19 protein-coding genes, 2 pseudogenes and 1 riboswitch are annotated in these 19,968 nt (G+C 67.0%); of the genes and pseudogenes, 15 read left to right on the forward strand and 6 right to left on the reverse strand.

What is annotated here, in order from left to right; translation table 11 throughout:
• Positions 1–966 (forward strand): threonine-phosphate decarboxylase CobD, encoded by a 966-nt coding sequence (gene cobD / locus ACVIGA_RS36145; protein ID WP_456669762.1) that lies wholly within the window; start codon positions 1–3, stop codon positions 964–966.
• On the opposite strand, the gene ACVIGA_RS36150 is transcribed toward cobD, so the two are convergent.
• Positions 963–2,408 (reverse strand): cobyric acid synthase, encoded by a 1,446-nt coding sequence (locus ACVIGA_RS36150; protein WP_456669763.1) that lies wholly within the window; start codon positions 2,406–2,408, stop codon positions 963–965. The two genes, cobD and ACVIGA_RS36150, sit on opposite strands and share 4 nt — an antisense overlap.
• Positions 2,409–2,422: 14 nt before the next feature.
• Positions 2,423–3,076 carry a cob(I)yrinic acid a,c-diamide adenosyltransferase gene (gene cobO, locus ACVIGA_RS36155; RefSeq protein ID WP_375780105.1) on the reverse strand — a complete coding sequence of 218 codons (654 nt, stop codon included), beginning with the start codon at positions 3,074–3,076 and terminating at the stop codon, positions 2,423–2,425.
• 36 nt (positions 3,077–3,112) lie between these two features.
• Positions 3,113–3,328, forward strand: a riboswitch (cobalamin riboswitch).
• 93 nt (positions 3,329–3,421) lie between these two features.
• On the opposite strand from cobO, the gene ACVIGA_RS36160 reads away from it, so the two are divergent.
• Genes ACVIGA_RS36160 through cobJ form a run of 7 tightly spaced genes read left to right on the forward strand, consistent with a single transcriptional unit; the run spans position 3,422 to position 11,329 of the window.
• Complete coding sequence (locus ACVIGA_RS36160; protein ID WP_456669764.1) at positions 3,422–3,796, forward strand: DUF1636 family protein; 375 nt, start codon at positions 3,422–3,424, stop codon at positions 3,794–3,796.
• A complete protein-coding gene (gene cobW / locus ACVIGA_RS36165) occupies positions 3,793–4,827 on the forward strand; it encodes a cobalamin biosynthesis protein CobW (RefSeq protein ID WP_456669765.1) in 1,035 nt (344 codons plus the stop codon). The genes ACVIGA_RS36160 and cobW overlap by 4 nt, the downstream gene beginning before the upstream one ends.
• On the forward strand, positions 4,827–8,075 hold the full coding sequence (cobN, locus tag ACVIGA_RS36170; protein ID WP_456669766.1) for a cobaltochelatase subunit CobN: 3,249 nt from the start codon (positions 4,827–4,829) through the stop codon (positions 8,073–8,075). Before cobW ends, cobN begins: the two co-directional genes overlap by 1 nt.
• On the forward strand, positions 8,072–9,235 hold the full coding sequence (gene cobG / locus ACVIGA_RS36175; RefSeq protein ID WP_456669767.1) for a precorrin-3B synthase: 1,164 nt from the start codon (positions 8,072–8,074) through the stop codon (positions 9,233–9,235). The genes cobN and cobG overlap by 4 nt, the downstream gene beginning before the upstream one ends.
• Entirely contained in the window at positions 9,235–9,864 is a 630-nt protein-coding gene (locus tag ACVIGA_RS36180; RefSeq protein ID WP_456669768.1) for a precorrin-8X methylmutase, read from the forward strand. The genes cobG and ACVIGA_RS36180 overlap by 1 nt, the downstream gene beginning before the upstream one ends.
• A 2-nt stretch (positions 9,865–9,866) precedes the next feature.
• A complete protein-coding gene (locus ACVIGA_RS36185) occupies positions 9,867–10,598 on the forward strand; it encodes a precorrin-2 C(20)-methyltransferase (RefSeq protein WP_456669769.1) in 732 nt (243 codons plus the stop codon).
• The gene (cobJ, locus tag ACVIGA_RS36190) at positions 10,595–11,329 is read left to right on the forward strand and encodes a precorrin-3B C(17)-methyltransferase (RefSeq protein WP_456669770.1); all 735 of its coding nucleotides are present in this window, start codon (positions 10,595–10,597) and stop codon (positions 11,327–11,329) included. The genes ACVIGA_RS36185 and cobJ overlap by 4 nt, the downstream gene beginning before the upstream one ends.
• Here cobJ and ACVIGA_RS36195 read toward each other — a convergent pair.
• A pseudogene (locus ACVIGA_RS36195) lies at positions 11,305–12,055 on the reverse strand (cobalt-precorrin-6A reductase). The gene cobJ and the pseudogene ACVIGA_RS36195 sit on opposite strands and share 25 nt — an antisense overlap.
• Between ACVIGA_RS36195 and cbiE the strand changes: the two are divergent.
• The 6 genes and pseudogenes from cbiE to cobF all read left to right on the forward strand — a co-directional run bounded on the left by cbiE (position 12,054) and on the right by cobF (position 17,172).
• Entirely contained in the window at positions 12,054–13,235 is a 1,182-nt protein-coding gene (gene cbiE / locus ACVIGA_RS36200; protein WP_456669771.1) for a precorrin-6y C5,15-methyltransferase (decarboxylating) subunit CbiE, read from the forward strand. The pseudogene ACVIGA_RS36195 and the gene cbiE sit on opposite strands and share 2 nt — an antisense overlap.
• Positions 13,232–13,600 carry a cobalamin biosynthesis protein gene (locus tag ACVIGA_RS36205; protein WP_456669772.1) on the forward strand — a complete coding sequence of 123 codons (369 nt, stop codon included), beginning with the start codon at positions 13,232–13,234 and terminating at the stop codon, positions 13,598–13,600. The genes cbiE and ACVIGA_RS36205 overlap by 4 nt, the downstream gene beginning before the upstream one ends.
• Positions 13,597–14,382 (forward strand): precorrin-4 C(11)-methyltransferase, encoded by a 786-nt coding sequence (gene cobM, locus ACVIGA_RS36210; RefSeq protein WP_223968599.1) that lies wholly within the window; start codon positions 13,597–13,599, stop codon positions 14,380–14,382. Before ACVIGA_RS36205 ends, cobM begins: the two co-directional genes overlap by 4 nt.
• The gene (locus ACVIGA_RS36215; protein WP_456669773.1) at positions 14,379–15,689 is read left to right on the forward strand and encodes a cobyrinate a,c-diamide synthase; all 1,311 of its coding nucleotides are present in this window, start codon (positions 14,379–14,381) and stop codon (positions 15,687–15,689) included. The genes cobM and ACVIGA_RS36215 overlap by 4 nt, the downstream gene beginning before the upstream one ends.
• Complete coding sequence (gene cobA / locus ACVIGA_RS36220) at positions 15,686–16,414, forward strand: uroporphyrinogen-III C-methyltransferase (RefSeq protein ID WP_456669774.1); 729 nt, start codon at positions 15,686–15,688, stop codon at positions 16,412–16,414. Before ACVIGA_RS36215 ends, cobA begins: the two co-directional genes overlap by 4 nt.
• A 7-nt stretch (positions 16,415–16,421) precedes the next feature.
• A pseudogene (gene cobF, locus ACVIGA_RS36225) lies at positions 16,422–17,172 on the forward strand (precorrin-6A synthase (deacetylating)).
• Between the two features lie 36 nt (positions 17,173–17,208).
• On the opposite strand, the gene ACVIGA_RS36230 reads toward cobF, so the two are convergent.
• The 3 genes from ACVIGA_RS36230 to ACVIGA_RS36240 form a co-directional block, all read right to left on the reverse strand.
• Positions 17,209–17,403 carry a hypothetical protein gene (locus tag ACVIGA_RS36230; RefSeq protein ID WP_223968606.1) on the reverse strand — a complete coding sequence of 65 codons (195 nt, stop codon included), beginning with the start codon at positions 17,401–17,403 and terminating at the stop codon, positions 17,209–17,211.
• A 353-nt stretch (positions 17,404–17,756) separates the two neighbouring features.
• Positions 17,757–18,263 carry a YkgB family protein gene (locus tag ACVIGA_RS36235; RefSeq protein WP_456669775.1) on the reverse strand — a complete coding sequence of 169 codons (507 nt, stop codon included), beginning with the start codon at positions 18,261–18,263 and terminating at the stop codon, positions 17,757–17,759.
• A gap of 36 nt (positions 18,264–18,299) precedes the next feature.
• A complete protein-coding gene (locus ACVIGA_RS36240; protein ID WP_456669776.1) occupies positions 18,300–18,836 on the reverse strand; it encodes a carboxymuconolactone decarboxylase family protein in 537 nt (178 codons plus the stop codon).
• Between the two features lie 129 nt (positions 18,837–18,965).
• Here ACVIGA_RS36240 and ACVIGA_RS36245 point away from each other — a divergent pair, with 129 nt between their 5' ends.
• Positions 18,966–19,952, forward strand: coding sequence for an AraC family transcriptional regulator (locus ACVIGA_RS36245; RefSeq protein ID WP_456669777.1), 987 nt, complete (start codon positions 18,966–18,968; stop codon positions 19,950–19,952).
• Positions 19,953–19,968: the final 16 nt, after the last annotated feature.

Genomic DNA, 19,968 nt, shown 5'->3' on the forward strand with positions numbered 1-19,968 from the left:
ATGCGTGAGCACGGCGGAAATCTCGATGTCGCCCAGCAGCGCTTCGGCGGCGCCGCGGAAGACTGGATCGACCTATCGACCGGCATCAATCGCGTGCCGTATCCTGACGTCGATGTTGAGCCGCGGCAGTGGAATGCGCTGCCGTCGCGCTCCGACATTGAATCTCTCCATCATGCCGCACGGCGGGTCTACCGCACCGACGCGCCGATCGCGGCGATGGGCGGGGCGCAGGCCGCAATTCAATTGCTGCCGCATCTGGTGCCGCGCGGGCGGGCGCGGATTCTTGCGCCGACCTACAATGAGTATGCCGGGTTATTGTCGGCTGCCGGTTGGGACGTTGCCGAGGTTTCCGATCTCGGCGCGCTTGCGGGAGGCGATCTTGCCGTTGTCGTCAATCCGAACAATCCGGACGGCAGACACCATGATCCGCACGAACTGCTCGCGCTGCTGCCGCGCGTTGGCCGGCTCGTCGTAGACGAGAGTTTTGCAGACGCCGTACCCGGCGTCTCGCTTGCGCCAGAGGCGGGACGGCCGGGCCTCCTGATCCTGCGCTCGTTCGGAAAGTTCTACGGACTTGCCGGCTTGCGGCTCGGCTTCGCCGTTGGCAGCGAGCCGGATATCGCCGCGCTTGCGGCGATGGCGGGCCCATGGCCGGTTTCGGGCGCCGCAATCGCGATCGGGCGGCGCGCCTTGCTCGATCACGACTGGGCATCAGCGACGATTGCGCGGCTGGCGGACGACTGTGGCAGGCTCGATACGGCGGCGCGATCGCAGGGCTGGGCGCTGCTCGGCGGCACGCCGCTGTTCCGTCTCTTCGACACCGGCGACGCGTTGGCCGCGCAGGAGAAGCTTGCCCGCGCGCAGATCTGGTCGCGGGCTTTCCAGCAAAAGCCGGGATGGCTGCGCTTGGGCTTGCCGGGCAGCGAGACCGAGTGGTCCCGTCTCGCCGCCGCGTTGTCGGTTTAACGCGCCAGCGCGAGCAGGCCTTCGACATCGAGATGGGTCTCAATGTGCTCGGCAAGCGCGTCGAGCGCGCTCTCGACCCTGGCACCGTACGGCTGATCCGCCGCAGGGATATCGAGCTGCGCAAGGAACGCCTTGCGAAATTCGTCCGAGGTGAACAGGCCGTGCAGATAGCTGCCGTGAACGCGCCCGTCACGCGACGTGGCGCCTTCCGGCGAGCCGTCAAGCATTGAAAATGGCGCGCGATCCGGGCCATCGGTGCGCCCGATGTGGATTTCGTAGGCGCTGATCGGTTGACCGGTCGCAGCATGCACCGCGCTGACGCGGGTCAGTGTCTTCTGTTCGGTCATGGTGGTGGTGACATCGAGAAGCCCGAGCCCGGGCGTTTCGCCGGCGGGACCCTCGATCCCATCAGGGTCGGCGACGGTTTGCCCCAGCATCTGATATCCGCCGCACAGGCCGAGGATGTGGCCGCCGCGGCGATGATGCGCCAGCAGATCGATGTCCCAGCCTTGCGCGCGCAGGAAGGCGAGGTCGCCGCGGGTCGATTTCGAGCCGGGCAGGATGACGAGCTTCGCATCGCCCGGGATGGCTTCGCCCGGACGCACCATCACCAGATCGACCCCCGGTTCGAGCTTCAGCGGATCGAGGTCGTCGAAATTGGCGATCCGCGACAGCGCAAGAAACGCGATTCTGCACTGACCGGGCTTGCGTGCCTCGCCGAGCCCGAGCGCGTCTTCAGCCGGAAGCTCGCCGGCACGGGCGAACCAGGGCAGCACGCCAAAGCCGCGCCACGCGGTGCGGGCTTCGATCAGGCGGTAGCCGTCGTCGAATAGCGTCGGATCGCCGCGGAATTTGTTGATGACAAAACCCTGGATCATCGCGGCATCTTCAGGGTCGATCACCGTCTTGATGCCGACGAGTTGCGCGATCACGCCGCCGCGGTCGATGTCGCCGACCAGCACCACGGGCACGTCGGCCCTGCGCGCAAAGCCCATATTGGCGATATCGGACTTGCGCAGATTGACCTCGGCGGGGCTGCCGGCGCCCTCGACCAGCACGAGGTCGGCGCGCGCCTTCAGGCGCCCAAAACTCTCCAGCACTGCGCCCATCAGCGACGGCTTCATGCCGGCATATTCGCGTGCGCGGGCGGTCGCGATCCGCTTGCCGTGCACGATGACCTGGGCGCCGACGTCGGTTTCCGGCTTCAGCAGCACCGGGTTCATGTCGGTGTGCGGCTCGACGCCGGCGGCGAGCGCCTGCAGTGCCTGCGCACGCCCGATCTCGCCGCCGTCGACGGTCACGGCGGCATTGTTGGACATGTTCTGCGGCTTGAACGGCAGCACGCGCAGGCCGCGCCGTTTGGCTGCACGCGCGAGGCCTGCGACGATGAGCGATTTGCCCACGTCCGAGCCGGCTCCCTGGATCATCAATGCGCGCGCCATGATTGATTATCGCATCAGAACTCGACGCCCGGCTGCGCCTTGATGCCGGAGCGGAAGGGGTGCTTCACCAGCGTCATCTCGGTGACGAGATCGGCGATTTCGATCAATTCGTCCTTGGCGTTGCGTCCGGTGAGCACGACATGCGTCATCGGCGGCTTCGACGTCGTCAGAAAGTCGACGACATCGGCGATCGCCAGATAATCGTAGCGAAGCGCGATGTTGATCTCGTCGAGCACGACCATGCGCAGGCTCGGATCCGCGATCAGCTGCTTGGCTTTTTCCCAGCCGGCCTGCGCTGCCGCGATGTCGCGGGCGCGATCCTGCGTCTCCCAGGTGAAACCTTCGCCCATGGCGTGGAATTGGCAGAGATCGCCGAAATGTCCGGTAAGCAGGCGGCGCTCGCCGGTATCCCAGGCGCCCTTGATGAATTGCACCACGGCGCAGGGAAAGCCGTGCGCCACACAGCGCACGATCATGCCGAAGGCGGAGGAGGATTTTCCTTTGCCGGCGCCGGTATGAACGATGACCAGGCCCTTTTCACCACTCTTGGTCGCCATGATCTTGTCGCGGGCGACCTTCTTTTTCGCCATCTTGGCCGCGTGGCGCGCATCCAGCGAGGGGTCGGTGCCGACGGCGCCGTCCTCAGCGTCGTTTCCATCAGAAATCATCACGTTCCTTCGGCTTGACAAGTGCGGGGCTAGGACGAATGGTGCCCCCGCGTTGGTTCCTGTCCTACGACAGGCGAAGAGGGAATGCGATAGGGCTCAGACCGCTGGGTTTGCCCAAAGCGCAGCCGCCCCCGCGACCGTGACCGGAGAGATGCCCAAGCCACTGATTCCCTGATGGAGTCGGGAAGGTGGGCATCAAGGGAGAAATCCTACTCCGCAAGCCGGGAGACCTGCCGACGCGATGTGTTTGAGACCGGCGGACGGGGTGTTCCGCGACGGGGAACGAACCTGTTCACGTCAGGTTCGTGTGCCTCATCGCTTCCCGCAGTCAATCCAGGAAGGGCGATGAGCGTTACACTTCATGTCTGCATCACCTGTCGCGCGGGCCAGACGCTCGCGGAAGGTGAGACCGCGCCCGGTGCGCGCCTGCATGCCGCGCTTGTTGAGGCCGGCGTGCCCGATGACGTCAATCTGGTTCCCGTCGAATGCCTGTCGGCCTGCAGCCAGGGCTGCTCGGTCGCGCTCAGCGCGCCGGGGCGGTGGTCCTATGTCTATGGCCGCCTGTCCGCTGATCATGCCAAGGATGTGATCGCAGGAGCCACCGCCTATGCGTCGGCGCCTGACGGCATCGTGCCGTGGCGCAGCCGTCCCGAAATCTTCCGCAAGCAATCGCTTGCCCGCATTCCACCCATCGCCGTCGTGCCGGAGGCCGCAGAATGACCACGCTCGCCAAGGTTCCGGTCACCGTCGTGACCGGCTTTCTCGGGTCCGGCAAGACGACGCTGATCCAGCATCTGATCCGCAATGCCAACGGCAAGAAGCTCGCGGTGCTGGTGAACGAATTCGGCAGCGAAGGCGTCGACGGCGACATCCTGAAGTCGTGCGCCGATGCTAATTGTCCGACCGAGAACATCGTCGAGCTCGCCAATGGCTGCATCTGCTGCACCGTCGCCGACGATTTCATCCCGGCGATGGAGCAGTTGCTCGCGCGCCCTGTGAGGCCCGATCATATCGTGATCGAGACGTCCGGCCTCGCGCTGCCGAAGCCGCTGCTGAAGGCATTCGACTGGCCGGAGATCCGTTCGCGGATCACGGTCGATGGCGTGATCGCGCTGGCCGATGCGGAGGCCGTTGCGGCGGGCCGGTTTGCGCCTGACCCGGCCGCGGTGGATGCGCAGCGCGCGGCCGACGACAATCTCGATCACGAGACGCCGCTGTCGGAAGTGTTCGAGGACCAGATCGCCTGCGCTGATATCGTGCTGCTGACCAAGGCCGATCTCGCCGGAGCCGAGGGGATCAAAGCGGCCAAAGAGCTGATCGCGGCCGAGATGCCGCGCGAGGTGCCGATGTTGCCCATCGTCGACGGCGCGATCGATGCCCGCGTGATCCTCGGTCTTGAGGCGGCGGCAGAGGATGACCTCGCGTCCCGGCCGTCCCACCATGACGGTGAGGACGAGCACGAGCACAACGACTTCAATTCCGTGGTGATCGACCTTCCGGAGATCGGGGATGTCGATGCGCTGATCGCGTCGATCAAGGGGCTGGCGCGCGAGCAGAACGTGCTGCGCGCCAAGGGCTACATCGCCGTCGAAGGCAAGCCGATGCGGTTGCTGGTGCAATCGGTCGGCGAGCGGGTCAGGCATCAGTTCGACATGCCATGGGGTGCGCGGCCGCGGCAGTCGAAGCTCGTCGTGATCGGAGAACACGGCGATATCGATGAAGCTGCGATCAGGGCGCGACTAGGTGTCTGATGCACGTCGTCTTCCGCGAGAGCCGCGGCCTTGAGGAGACCGCGACACCAAGGGACCTCGGCCAGGATCCGGCCGATCTCGTGGTCTTGTCGTTTTCCGACAGCGATCTCGCCGCGTTCGCGGCCGGCTGGCGGCGGGGCCGCGCCGCGCTGCCGTCGCTGCGGCTCGCCAATCTCGCGGAGCTGCGCCATCCGCTGTCGGTCGATACCTATATCGAGCGCACACTGTCGCAGGCGCGCGGCATCCTGGTCCGGCTGATCGGCGGCGAACCCTATTGGTCATATGGCCTGGCCGCGGTGCATCGGCTGGCGAAGGAGCGCGGCATCGCCCTGGTCGTGCTGCCGGCGGATGGCCGCGACGATTTGCGGCTGGATGAATTCTCGACCTTGCCGGTCTCGACGCTGCGCCGCCTGAAGTTGCTGTGCGACAAGGGCGGCCCCGTTGCCGCGCAGGCCGTGATCGCGCAACTGGCGCTGGCGTCCGGCCTTTATGCCGGGCCGGTCGTCGGCGAGATCGATCTTCCCGAGATCGGCGTCTACGATTCGCGGCGCGGCGCCGTCGCGGCACTGCCGGCATCGAATGGCCGGCCGCTTGTGCTGGTGACCTTCTATCGCTCCTATCTGGCGGCCGGCGACACCGCGCCGGTCGATGCGCTGATCGATGCGTTGCGCGCGGAGGGCTTTGATGCCCACGGCGTGTTCGTCACCTCGCTGAAGGCGGCGGGCGTGACCGACTGGCTGCGCGCTCAGTTCGCGCAATGCCCGCCGGCGGCCATCGTCAATCTGACTGCGTTCTCCGCGGCCGGCGACGACGGCACGACGCCGTTCGATGCCGCATCGTGTCCGGTGTTCCAAGTCGCGCTGTCGACGGCGCGGCGGGAGGATTGGGACTTGTCGCTGCGCGGTCTGTCGCCCGGCGATCTCGCGATGCATGTGGTGTTGCCGGAGGTCGACGGTCGCCTGTTCGCGGGCGTCGTGAGCTTCAAGTCGCCTGGCGAGCGCGATCCCGATCTGCAATTCGCCCATCTTGCGCACCGGCCGGATGCCGAGCGCGTCGCCGCGGTCGCCGCGCGTGTGGCAGCCTGGCATCGGCTTTCCGGCAAGCCCGCCAGAGACAAGCAGCTTGCGGTCGTGCTCTCGAATTATCCGGGGCGCCCGCATCAGATCGCGCATGCCGTTGGTCTGGATGCGCTGGCTTCGGTGGAGACGTTGCTGGCCGATCTCGCAACTGCGGGCTTTGATCTTGCGCCGGTGGAATCGCTGGGCGGCGTGCTGCTGCACCGGAAGCTGACATGGGACGTGGCTGAATATCGCGCGGCGATCTCCGGCCTTCCCGAGCTGCTCCAGGACGATCTTGCACGCGCATGGGGCGCGCCGGAGAACGATCCCGATTGCCGCGACGGCGCGTTTCATTTCTCGGCGATCCCGTGCGGCAAGTCGATCATCGCGGTTCAGCCGGAGCGCGGTGACGTCGGTCAGCGCGATGCCGACTATCACGATCTCTCGCGCACGCCGCGCCATGCCTATGTCGCGTTCCATCTGTGGCTCAGGCAGCAGGGCATCGATGCCGTCGTCCATATGGGCGCGCATGGAACGCTGGAATGGTTGCCCGGCAAGTCGGTTGCGCTGTCATCCGCATGTTGGCCGGAAGCGCTGATCGGCGATCTGCCCGTCGTCTATCCCTTCATCGTCAACGACCCCGGCGAGGCCGCGCAGGCCAAGCGCCGGATCGGCGCCGTGACGATCGGCCATCTGCCGCCGCCGCTCGCGCAGGCGGCGGTACCGGAGGGCTTGCGTAATCTCGAACGATTGCTCGATGAGTATTCGACCGCGGACGGTCTCGATCCGGCGCGGCGGCAGCGTCTGATTGCGGCGATCCGCGAGGAAGCGCGCATCGCCGGGCTGGAGGACGATCTCGGTCTCGCGGCGTCAGTCTCCGCGGCCGAGGCCATTCCGCAGATCGATCGCTTTGTCTGCGATCTCAAGGAAAGCCAGTTCGGCGACGGCCTGCATGTGTTCGGGCAGGGCACTTGCGGCGAGGCGGAGCGGGCGGCGTTGCGCGATGCGCTCGCAGGCCGGCGTGTTGCGCCGGGGCCGTCGGGCTCGCCCTATCGCGGGCGCAGCGATGTGCTGCCGACCGGACGCAATCTGTTTGCGGTCGATCCGCGCGCGGTGCCGACGCCGTCGGCGCATGCGCAAGGCGTGAAGCTCGCCGAGGAGCTGCTGCGCCGTCATTTGCAGGATCACGGCGATTGGCCGAAAGGGCTTGTCGTCGACCTCTGGGGATCGTCGACGATGCGCACCGCCGGCGAGGATTTTGCGATGGCGCTGCATCTCGCCGGGATCGCGCCGTGCTGGGATCATGGATCGGGCCGGGTGTCGGGCTACGACATCATCGCGCCAGCAGAGCTCGGCCGCCCGCGCATCGACGTGACGCTGCGCGTGTCGGGGCTGTTCCGCGACGTCTTCTCGGGGCTTGCGCAGTTGTTCGAAGCCGCTAGCGAGGCATTGTCCGAGCGCGGCGAAGAGGCGGACGAGAATCCTTACCGGCATCGCGTCTCGCGCGTGTTCGGGCCTCGCCCCGGACATTATGGCGCCGGCATCGCTGCTGTCCCTGACGTTTTCACGCAGGAGGCGCGCGACGCGGCCGGCGAAGCGTGGCTGTCGGCATCGTCCTGGGCTGTCGCGTCCGACGGCGAGATCCGGCTCGATCGCGCCGGCATCGAGGCGAGGCTCGCCGCGGCCGACAGCTTCGTCCATACCCAGGATTTGCCGGAGACCGATCTGCTGCTGGCAGCGGATTATGCCGCGCATGAGGCCGGCATCGCTGCGGCGGCGCGGCGGCTTGGTGCAAAGGCTCCGTCGCTCTATCACCTCGATGCGACACAGCCGGATCAGCCGCATGCCCGCTCGTTGACCGAGGAAATCTCCCGGGTCGTGCGGGCGCGCGCCGCCAATCCGGCATGGATCGCGGGCATGATGCGCCACGGCTTCCGCGGTGCCGCCGAGATAGCGGCGACGCTGGAGCACATGGCGGCGTTCGCGCATCTTGCCGGCGCGGTGTCGCCGCATCTGTTCGACCTCTATTACGACGCGACGCTCGGCAATGACGACGTCCGCGCCTTCATGGCGCGCGAGAATCCGACGGCGCTGGCTGCGATCGAAACCTGCTTCAGCCGGCTGCATGACGCGTCGCTGTGGCAGACGCGGCGTAATTCGATTGCGGCAGCGTTGCAGGAGGCCTCATGACCGCCATCGCGATCAAGGGTTGGTGTCCCGGCGCGCTGCGGCCGATGCAGTCGGGCGATGGCCTCGTGGTGCGCATCCGCCCGCGCGGCGGACGGCTGGAGGCGAGGCAAGCGGCTGGTATCGCTGACCTGGCTGCCCGATACGGCAACGGCCTGATCGATCTGACCAGCCGCGCCAATCTCCAGATCCGCGGCGTCGGCGATGAAGCTTATCCGCCTCTGATCGATGGGCTCGCCGAACTCGCGTTGCTGGACCAGGATTCGGATACCGAGGCTCAGCGCAACATTCTGGTGACGCCGTTCTGGACGCCCGATGACGACACGCCTTTGCTCGCGGCCGAGCTTGAGCAGGCGCTCGCCGGCGCGTCGCTCGATCTTCCCACCAAGTTCGGTTTCGCAATCGATGACGGCAGCGAGCGGGTGCTGACTGGCGCGTCTGCCGATATCAGGATCGAGCGCGACCGCAACCGAGGACTTCTAGTGCGTGCCGATGGCACGCGGCGCGGCCGCTCTGTCTCGCGCGGAGAGGCGGTGGATATCGCGCTGGCGTTGGCCGAATGGTTCGTCGCCTCCGGAGGAGCCAAGGGTGAGAAGCGACGGATGGCGGCTCATCTGGCCGGCAATGCGAGCTTGCCGCAGTCGCTTCGCGGCGACGCCGAGCCCGTGGCTCGATCGGCAGATCCTTTGCCCGGCCTCTATCCGACTGGCGGGCTGGTTGGCGTAGCCTTTGGGCAGATGCCGCACCAGACGCTCAGCCATCTTGCCGGGTGCACGCAGGCGCTCCGCATGACGCCGTGGCGGATGGTGCTGGCTGAAGGGATGCACGAGATGCCCCGTGGGGCCGACCTGGTTACTGATCCCAACGATCCGGCGCTCCGCGTGATCGCTTGCAGCGGTGCACCGCGTTGTCGTGAGGCGCATGCCGACACGCGTGCATTGGCATCGGTGCTTGCATCGTTTGTCCCGGCCGATGCCCGGCTTCACGTGTCCGGCTGCGCCAAGGGCTGTGCCCATTCCGGCTCTGCTGACGTCACCCTGGTTGCGTCAGGTGAGGGCTTTGATCTGATCCGTCGCGGCACCACGCGGGATGCGCCGGTCCTGCGCGGGCTGACCCGTTCGGATCTCATCGCAAATCCCTCTGTGCTGATGGGAGGCCGCTGATGCCGCACGTCTATGAGACTGATGGTGCGGCGATCTATCGCCAGTCCTTTGCCACCATCCGGTCGGAGGCCGACCTCGCCCGTTTCACGCCCGATGAGGAGTCGGTGGTCGTGCGCATGATCCATGCCGCGGGCATGGTGGGTCTGGAAGCGCATGTCCGCTTCACATCAGGCATGGCCGCGCGCGCGCGGGCAGCCTTGCAGGAGGGCGCGCCGATTCTCTGCGACGCGCGGATGGTGTCGGAGGGCATCACGCGCGCGCGGCTGCCGGCCGGCAACGCCGTGATCTGCACGCTCGGCGATCCCCAAATTCCTGCACTCGCGCAGTCGATGCACAACACGCGCTCGGCGGCGGCGCTCGAACTGTGGCGGCCGCATCTCGCCGGCGCGATCATTGCGATCGGCAACGCGCCGACGGCGCTGTTTCATCTGCTCAACATGCTGGAGGATGCCGACTGTCCACGGCCGGCGGCGATCATCGGCTGTCCGGTCGGCTTCGTCGGCGCCGCCGAGTCCAAGGCGGCCTTGATGGCCGCGCCGCCGGTGCCGGCGCTGACGGTCGAGGGACGTCTCGGCGGTTCGGCGATTACGGTTGCCGCCGTCAATGCGCTGGCGAGCCGGAGCGAATAGCGATGGGACGCATCATCTGCTGCGGGCTTGGCCCAGGCGATCCGGGCCTGATGAGCGTGCGCGCCGACCGGACGGTGCGCGCGGCGAAGCATGTCGCCTATTTTCGCAAGAAGGGGCAGCTCGGACAGGCGCGGCGCATCGTCGAAGGCATGCTCGCTGCCGGCGTCAGCGAGTATCCGATGGAATATCCGGTCACCACCGAGATCGCGTTCGACAATCCGGAGTATGCGCGGCTGCTCGCCGGCTTCTATGATGAATGGACCGAGCGCCTGGCGCGGCTTGCGCGCGCGGTCGACATCGTCGTGCTCTGCGAGGGCGATCCCTATTTCTATGGCTCGTTCATGCACCTGCATGCGCGCCTGCAAGGTCGTGTCGAGATCGAGGTGATCGCCGGTATTCCCGGCATGGTCGGTTGCTGGAATGCGGTCGGCCAGCCGATCGCGCTTGCCGACGATGTCACCACCGTGCTGATGGGCACGTTGCCGGAGGCTGAGCTCGAACAGCGGATGCGCAGCTCCGACGCGCTGGTCGTCATGAAGACCGGCCGCAACTTGACGAAGATCCGCCGCGCGCTCGCCTCCGCGGGCCGCCTCGACGATGCGTGGCTCGTCGAACGCGGCACCATGCCGGATCAGCGGGTCGCCCGGCTCGCCGATCTTGCCGAGGCGGACTGTCCGTATTTTGCGATAGTGCTGGTGCACGGGCAGGGGCGGCGCAGGGAGGCCGCGCAATGACCGGCACGCTGACCATCGCGGGACTGGGGCCGGGTGACGAGGCGTTGATCACGCCGGAGGTCTCCGCTGCGCTCGCGACGGCGACCGACATCGTCGGCTATGCGCCGTACGTGACGCGCGTGCCGCCGCGCAACGGGTTGACGCTGCATCTCTCGGACAATCGCGTGGAGCTACAGCGCGCCGGCGAAGCGCTGCGGCTGGCGTCCGAGGGGCGGCACGTCGTCGTGGTGTCCTCAGGCGACCCCGGCGTGTTCGCGATGGCATCCGCCGTGTTCGAGGCGCTCGAGGACGCGCCGCAATGGCACGACCTGCCGATCCGCGTTCTGCCGGGCGTGACCGCGATGCTGGCGGCAGCGGCAAGTGCCGGCGCGCCGCTCGGCCATGATTTTTGCGCGATCAACCTGTCCGACAATCTCAAGCCATGGCCGCTGATCGAGCAGCGCCTGCGGCTCGCGGCCGAAGCCGACTTCGCGATCGCGATGTACAATCCGCGCTCGGCGAGCCGCCCTCATGGCTTTGCGCGGACGCTCGAGATTTTGAAAGAGGCGGGCTGCGGCGAGCGCATCGTGATTTTCGCGCGCGCCGTCAGCACGCCCGAGCAGCGGATCGAGACCGTCGAACTGCGCGACGCCAAGCCCGAGATGGCCGACATGCGGACGCTTGTGATCGTCTGCAATTCGACGACGCGGAGGGTCGGCCGCTGGGTCTATGCGCCGAGGCAGGTCCGATGACCGAGCCATGCCATCACCTCGCGCACGCTTTCGACCCGCGGCCGCTCCGGCAGCGACGGCCGCGTGATCATGATGACGGGAAGGCCAAGCGTGCGGGCGGCATCGATCTTGGCGCGTGCGCCGGCCCCGCCGGAATTGCGGGCGACGATCCACGCGATCGCGCGCGCGCGCATCGTCTCGAGCTCGTCGTCGAGCGTGAATTGGGCCGCGCGAGACGATGACATCGGCACCGGGCAATGGCAACCTCTCGTCGGGCGGGTCGACGAACCGCAACGTATAGGCATGCCGTGGCCGGCTGCCGAACGGCGCGATGTGCTGGCGGCCGATCGCGAGGAACACGTTGGCGCGACTGTCCGGCAACGCCGCGACCGCCGAGACGACGTCCGCGACCTCGATCCAGTGATCGCCGGATGTTCTATTCCAAGGCGCGCGTTCAAGCGCGAGCAGCGGCGTTGCGGTTTGCGCGCAGGCGGCGATTGCGTTGCGGCTCATCTCGGCCGCGAAGGGATGCGTCGCGTCGATCACATGCGTGATGCCCTCGCGACGCAGATAGTCGGCAAGACCGCTGACGCCGCCGAAGCCGCCGATCCGGGTCGGCAGCGGTTGTTCGGCAGGAGCTGTGGTGCGCCCGCCGTAGGAATAGACCGCGTCGATGCCCGCGCGCGCGATCGTCGCGGCAAGCGAATTGGCGTCGGCCGTTCCGCCCAGGATCAGGGCGCGCATCATGGGTAATCCCTGGTTGACCATCATCGGCATCGGCGAAGATGGCCTTGCCGGCCTCTCCGACGCAAGCCGAAAGGCGCTTGGTGAAGCCGAAACGGTGTTCGGCGGTGAACGGCACCTCGCGCTGGCCGGTGTCACCGACTGGGGCCGCGCCTGGCCGGTGCCGTTCGATGCGGAGATCGTGCTCGAATACCGGGGGCGGCCGACTGTTGTTCTCGCCTCGGGCGATCCGTTCTGGCATGGCGTCGGTGGCAGCCTTGTCGGGAAATTGCAGGCCGGCGAATGGGTCGCGCATTCCGCGCCGTCGACATTCTCGCTGGCCGCCGCGCGTCTCGGCTGGCGTCTCGAGAATGTCATCTGTCTCGGTCTTCATGCCGCACCGTTCGAACGGCTGTTGCCGCATCTTGTGCGCGGTGCGCGGATCGTTTGCCTGGTACGCGATGGCAAAGCGGCTTCCGATCTCGCGCGATGGCTCACGGAGCGGGGCTGGGGTTCGTCGGCGATGTGGACGCTTTCAGCGCTTGGCGGACCGGGTGAATCCATCACGCAGCATCGGGCCGACGGCTATGCCGGCGATTCCGGCGGCAGTCTGGTCACCGTTGCGCTGGAGGCAGCGGGATCGCAGGGGATCGCGCGCAGTTCGGGACTTCCCGACGCACTCTTTGCGCATGACGGGCAACTGACCAAGCGGCCGGTCCGTGCGCTGGCGCTGTCGGCGCTTTCGCCGCGGCCTGGTGAGCGGCTGTGGGATATCGGCGCCGGCTCGGGCTCGATCTCGATCGAATGGGCGCTGTCCGGCGGGACGGCGATCGCCGTCGAGGCCCGCGGCGAACGGGCCGCCAACATTTGCAGCAATGCGGCAAGCTTCGGCTTAACCCACCGGATCACCGTCATCGAAGGCGATGCGCCCGGCGTCCTGTCGAACCTCGAAGCGCCTGATGCCGTGTTCATCGGTGGCGGCCTCGATGCTGATATGTTCGATGCCATCTGGTCGCACATCGCGCCGGGAACGCGGCTGGTCGCCCACGCAGTGACCCTGGAAACCGAGGCGCTGCTGTCCGATCTGCATCAGCGCCACGGCGGCGAATTGATGCGAGTGGAGATTGCGCAGGCCGAGCCGTTGGGGCGGTATCGCTCCTGGAAAGCCGCGCGGCCGATCGTGCAATGGAGCGCGGTCCGTTGAAAGTCGCGGGTCTGGGGTTCAGGAACAATGCCAGTGTCGCGTCCTTGCGCGAAGCCCTCGATGCGGCCGGCGGGCCCAACGGCCTTGCGGCGGTTGCGACGGTGAGCGACAAGGTCGGTGCTGTGGCATTGCAGGCGTTGGCACAGGAACTGGGATTGCCGATCCGGGGCATTCCTGCGGCCATGCTGGCTGAGATAGAAACCGCGACACAATCCGAACTCATCAACGCCAGGTTCGGAACGGGTTCGGTCGCCGAAGCCGCCGCGGTCGCGGCCGCCGGGCGCGGTGCGCGCCTGATTTCGGCGAGGGCCGTGTCGCAGGATCGGATGGCCGCTGCAGCGATCGCGGAAGGAGACGGCGAATGACGGTGCATTTCATCGGCGCGGGGCCGGGTGCTGCCGACCTTCTGACCTTGCGCGGCCGCGATCTCATCGCCGCTTGCCCGGTCTGTCTCTACGCCGGATCGTTGGTCCCCGAGGGCGTGCTGGCGCATTGCCCGAAGGATGCGCGCATCGTCAACACGGCGCCGCTGTCGCTCGACGACATCGTCGCCGAGATCGCTGCGGCGCATGCCGAAGGCAAGGACGTCGCGCGGCTGCATTCGGGCGATCTCTCGATCTGGTCGGCGATGGGCGAGCAGCTGCGCCGGTTGCGCGCGTTGCAGATTCCCTATTCGGTCACGCCCGGCGTGCCGGCCTTCTCGGCGGCCGCGGCAGCACTGGAGGCCGAACTGACGCTGCCCGGTCTTGCGCAATCGGTGGTGCTGACGCGCACGCCGGGCAGGGCGAGCGCGATGCCTGACGGCGAGACGCTCGCAGCCTTTGCCGCGACCGGCGCGGTGCTGGCGATCCATCTGTCGATCCATCTGCTCGACAAGGTCGTCGCCGAGCTCACGCCGCATTATGGCGCGGATTGCCCGGTGGCGATCGTCTGGCGCGCGAGTTGGCCGGAGCAGCGCATCGTGCGCGCCACGCTCGCGACGCTTGATGCCGCGGTCGGCCCGGAGCTCGAACGCACGGCGCTTATCCTGGTCGGCAAGACGCTCGGCGCCGGCGAATTCGCCGAGAGCCGTCTCTATGCGGCCGACTACGACCGCCGCTACCGGCCGGTCGGCGCCGAGCCGCGCTTTCCGGAACCATCGCGATGACCGCGGGGCTCGTGATCTCTGCACCGGCATCCGGTGTCGGCAAGACGACGCTGACCCTGGCGCTGGCGCGCGCCTATCGCAATCGCGGCGTGAGGGTGCAATGCCTCAAGAGCGGGCCTGACTATATTGATCCCGCCTTTCACGCAGTCGCAACGGGACGCGCATCGGTCAACATCGACAGCTGGGCGATGGCATCAGATGCGATCGCGCATCTGGCAGGCCGCGGCGCGGACGCCGATCTCGTGCTGGCCGAAGGCTCGATGGGATTGTTCGACGGGGTCGCGACCCGTGGCGTCTCGGGTACCGGCGCCACCGCCGATATTGCCGAGATGATGGGATGGCCGGTGCTGCTGGTGATCGACCCCTCCGGCCAGGCACAGACCGCGGCGGCGGTTGCGGCGGGATTGCGTGATTTTCGCGCCGGCGTGCGGCTTGCCGGCGTCGTTCTCAACCGTGTCGCGAGTCCGCGGCACGAAGCGCTGGTGCGCAGCGCCATGGCGGGTGCGGGCATTCCGGTCCTGGGTGCGCTTCCCCGCCACGCCGAGATCGCCTTGCCCAAGCGTCATCTCGGCCTGGTGCAGGCCGAAGAGCAGGCCGAGATCGACGGTCTGATCAATGAGGCCGCGCGCTTCGTCGTCGAGCATGTCGATCTCGACGCCGTGTTGCAATCGGCGCGCGCCTGGTTGCCGCAATCAGCCGCGCAGGGCCTCAAGATCACGCCGCCGGGCCAGCGGATCGCGCTCGCGCGCGACGCCGCATTCTCCTTTGTCTATCCGCACATGCTGGAAGCCTGGCGCGCGGCCGGCGCCGAGATCGTGACGTTCTCGCCGCTCGCCGACGAAGGCCCCGACGCGAGCGCCGATGTGTGCTGGCTGCCCGGCGGCTATCCCGAGCTGCATGCCGCCCGGCTTGCTTCCAACGCGCGGTTTCTTGGGCAATTGCGCGCTTTCGCGGAGACGAGGCCGGTGCATGGCGAGTGCGGCGGCTACATGGTGCTGGGCACCGCGTTGACCGACGCCGAAGGCGTGCGCCACCCGATGGCGGGCTTGCTCGGCCTCGAGACCAGCTATGCCAAGCGCCGCATGCATCTGGGCTACCGGCTCGCCGAACTTGCCGCTGCGATGCCGGGGCAGGGTCCAGGCTCTCGTCTGCGCGGTCACGAATTTCACTATTCGACGATCATCGCGCAGCCGGACACGCCGCTCGCGGTGGTGCGCGATGCGACCGGCGCGATCGTGGCCGAAACCGGATCGCGGCGCGGCAATGCAACGGGTACATTCTTCCATCTGATTGCGGAGGACCGATGAGCGGATTCGTTTCCTTCGTCTCGGCCGGGCCCGGCGATCCCGAGCTCCTGACCATGAAGGGAGCCGCGCGGCTGCGCGAGGCCGATGTGGTTCTCTACGATGACCTTGCATCGGGCGCGATCCTCGATCTCGCGCGCTCCGGCGCCAATCTCGTCGCAGTCGGCAAACGCGCCGGCCGCCTCTCGGCGAAACAGCATCATGTCAGCCGGCTGCTGGTCGACTACGCGGCCGCTGGCGTGCGCGTGGTGCGGCTGAAATCCGGTGACGCCGGCATCTTTGGACGGCTCGAGGAGGAGATCGAGGCGTTGCGCGCGGCCGGCATCGGCTACGAGATCATTCCCGGCGTGACCTCGGCCTCGGTCGCCGCGGCGCAAGCCGGCATTCCGTTGACGCGACGGCTGACTTCGCGCCGGGTCCAGTTCGTGACCGGCGCCGATGTCACCGGCGAGTTGCCGGGGGATTTAAATTGGGCGGCGCTGGCCGATCCCGAGGCGACCACCGTCGTCTATATGGGACGGCGCACCTTTCCGGCCCTGGCCGCGAGGCTGATCGCGCATGGCCTCGCACCCGAGACGCCTGCGCTGCTCGCGGAGTCGCTCGGCCACGCCGACGAGCGGCTGGTCCGCACCACGATTGCAGAGCTCGCCGAATGGCTCACGCATGCGGGCGCGGCCACGGCGGCTGCCGTCATTCTGTTCGGTGCGCTGGCACCGGAGCAAGGTTGATACGGCGATGTTGACGCTTTCCCTGATCGGTATCGGTTGCGGCGATCCGCAGCAGCTCACACTTGCTGCGATCGCCGCGATCAATGCCGCCGATCTGATCCTGATCCCGCGCAAGGGGGGCCGCGAAGTCAGACCTCGCCGACTTGCGCCGAACGATCTGCGCAGAGGCGTTGAACAACGACCGCACGCGCATTGCCGAGTTCGACCTGCCGGTGCGTGACGCAGGAGAGGAGGACTATCGCAAGGGTGTCGACGATTGGCACGATGCGATCGCCGCAACCTGGTCACAGGAAATCGCGCGCCATCTCGGCGGCGAGGGTCGCGTCGCCCTGCTGATCTGGGGCGATCCCTCGCTCTACGATTCGAGCCTGCGGATCGCGCAACGGCTCGATCCGCCGCCGTCGATCGAGGTGATCCCGGGCATCACGTCGATCCAGGCGCTGTGCGCGGCGCATGCGCTGCCGCTCAACGAGATCGGCGAGCCGTTCCTGGTCACGACCGGCCGGCGGCTCCGCGAGGCCGGCTGGCCCCCCGGCGTCGACACAATCGTCGTGATGCTCGACGGCGGCGCTGCCTTCCAGACGCTGGATCCTGCCGGGCTACGAATCTGGTGGGGCGCCTATCTCGGCATGCCCGATCAGATCCTCATGGCGGGCGAGCTTGCCGAGGTCGGCCCTCGCATCGTCGCCGCGCGCCGGGAGGCGCGTGAGCAGCACGGCTGGATCATGGACAGCTATGTCCTCAAGCGGCGATCGTAATCGAGGGATTGCGTCGGCAGTCGACGCAGCGGGGGGCTATCCGGTCTTCAATCCGCGAATTGAGGGTTGGATCGTCAGGCGGTAGGCCACCAGCTTGTCACCATCGAACTGCTCGAGGGTTGTCTCGCAGACCGGGCAGCGATACTCGCCCTTGCTTCCCGATCCGGATGACAGCTCAAGGCGCCGGAATCCAGCCCCGCAGCGCGGACACGTGACGTCGTCCTTCTTCATCAACCCACCCCAGAACAACACCGGCGGTATTTTGTAACCTAGACCGCACGGCAGAACTATGGTCATGGCCGGGAGAGCGACCGATCATTCCTGCATGGCAATGCCGACGCGATCGAGATCCAACATCCGTACCGCCAACCCGATCCCGCACAGGAACGGACCGGCAACCGCAGCGCATTCCGCAAACTCGGCAACAGCTTATGGCGTGACGTCGAAGCACGCTCTGACCTCGCCCGCACCGCAACAATGGCTGCGATGTCGCGACATCAGCGGTCCCCTCGATCCCCGATCAACGTGCGATCGCCGGCGAACGCAGGGTTCGCCGGCGATCCATCGCCATCAGCGGATGCCACCTATTGCCGCGTCAGGCGAACCACGTCCTGCCTCAACAGGTAGAGCGACACGGCAAGCAGAACGACGTCCTTCATCAGGAAGGGCACGTTGCCGGTCATTGCAGGGAAGCCTCCGGCGGCAACGTCCCAACCATCAGGCATGAACGGGATGATGGTGACCGTCGCGATGAAGGTGCCGGTCGAGCCGAGGGCGCCGAGCACGCCGAGGCGCTTGTCCCAGAAACCCGCCAACAACAGCGAGCCGAACGTCCACTCCGAGGCGCCGAGGAAGTAGCTGGCGCCGGCGTGGCCGAAGGCTGGATACAGCCACCAGATCAGCGGTCCGTTGCTGATAAACGGGACCAGCCGTTCGAATTCGTACGGAAACCATTTCTGGTAGCCGAAGAACAGGAACATGATCACCATCGCGGCGCGGACGACGTGGTAGTCGAGGTCATCCGCGAGCAGGCCGGACCTGTAAAGTGCGCGGACGAGCGGATTCTGTGTGGTGTTGGAAAGCGTGGTCATGGTCGTGATCCCTTCGTGTGACATCGCGCGGTCGCTCTAGGCGACCGCGGGGAAGTCGATGTCGGTGTCGTTGATGCGGTTGAAGACGTTGGTGAAGACGATGGTCGCGAACGCCAGGCTGATCTCGACCAGTTGCGCGTCGCTGTAGCCGGCGGCCTTGATCGCGGTGAAATCGTCGGCGCTGATGGTGCCGCTCGACTGTGCGAGCTTGCGGACAAAGCCGATCAGCACGTCGGACTTGGCATCACCGCTCGGCGCGCCGTCGCGGATCTGCTTCAGTGCGTCTGCCTTCACACCGGCGAGCTTGGCGAGATGAGAATGCGCGGCGACACAATAGTCGCAGCCGCCGGCGGCGCTGACCACGAGCTTGATGATCTCCCGATCGCGCTTGGAAAGGCTGCCGCTGGCGAGCACCGCATCGGCGGCGAGCATCGACTTGAGCGCGGCCGGGCCGTGGGCGGCGATTGCCGCGTAGGCGTTCGGGACGCTGCCGGCCGCCTTCTTGATCTGGGCGTAGATCTGGCCCGACGGGCCGGTATCGGCTTCGAGATTGGGAACTGAGAGACGGGACATGGTGGCACTCCTTGTTTGGGGTGGTGAACGATTGCGGAGTGACGATAGGATTGCGGTTTGAGACATTGAATGTTCATATTGCTCGATTATATGCTCAATCGTCTCATGGACTGCTTCGGGGGATTGACCGTGGACTGGCTCAGCCGGCTATTCGAGATGATGCCGGTGCGCGGACGGCTCGATATTCGCTGCAGCTACAGCGTGCCCTGGCGCATCGACCAGGGGCCGGGCGCGACCAACGAGATCCCCTATCATGCGGTGCTTGCCGGCTCGGCGATCCTGGATGATCCCGCTGGCGGCCGGCCGTTGCTGCTGAAGACCGGAGACATTCTTCTGCTGCCCGGCAACCCGCGACACGTGATGCATGACGGCAGCGGGGTGACGCCGTTGCCGGCGCGCAACCGGGCGGCGCAGAATTTCACGATCAGCGAGAACCTGGGTTCGGACGAGCGGCTTGATCTGCTGTGCGGACACTTCGCGATTGCACCTCCGCACGACCGTCTGTTGCGCACCTATCTTCCGCCGCGTCTCGTCGTGCATGCCGGGCCGCGGATGGGAAAGGGTACGGCCGCACGGCTCGCTGGCCTCGTGTCCCTGATGCGCAGCGAAACGGCCGACGATCATCTGGGCGGCCGCGCCATGCTGGACGCGCTGTCCACGGCGATGTTTGCGCTTGTGCTGCGGCTTGCGAGCGAGACCGATGACAGGTCAAGCGGCCTGCTCGCACTGGTCGGCGATCCCCGACTTGCGCCGGCGGTGGCGGCCATGTTCAACCAGCCCGCGCGCGCATGGTCGCTGCCGGAGCTTGCGCGTCTCTGCAACATGTCGCGCGCCACGCTGGCACGGCAGTTCCAGGAAAAGCTCGGGCGATCGCCCAGCGATCTGCTCACCGATATCAGGATGACGCTTGCGGCGAACGAGTTGAAGAGATCGTCGCTCTCGACCGGCGCCGTTGCGGAGAAGGTCGGCTACCAGTCCGAGGCCGCGTTTCAGCGCGCCTTCAAGAGCCATATCGGCGTGACGCCGGCGCAGTGGCGTAAGATGCAGCCGTCCGAACCGGATGCCGTGATGGGTCTCGCCGCACCGGGTGATCCGCCAGGCGCCGCACAAGCTTGACCCACGTCGGGCAGCG

Source organism: Bradyrhizobium sp. USDA 3240, assembly GCF_054063295.1.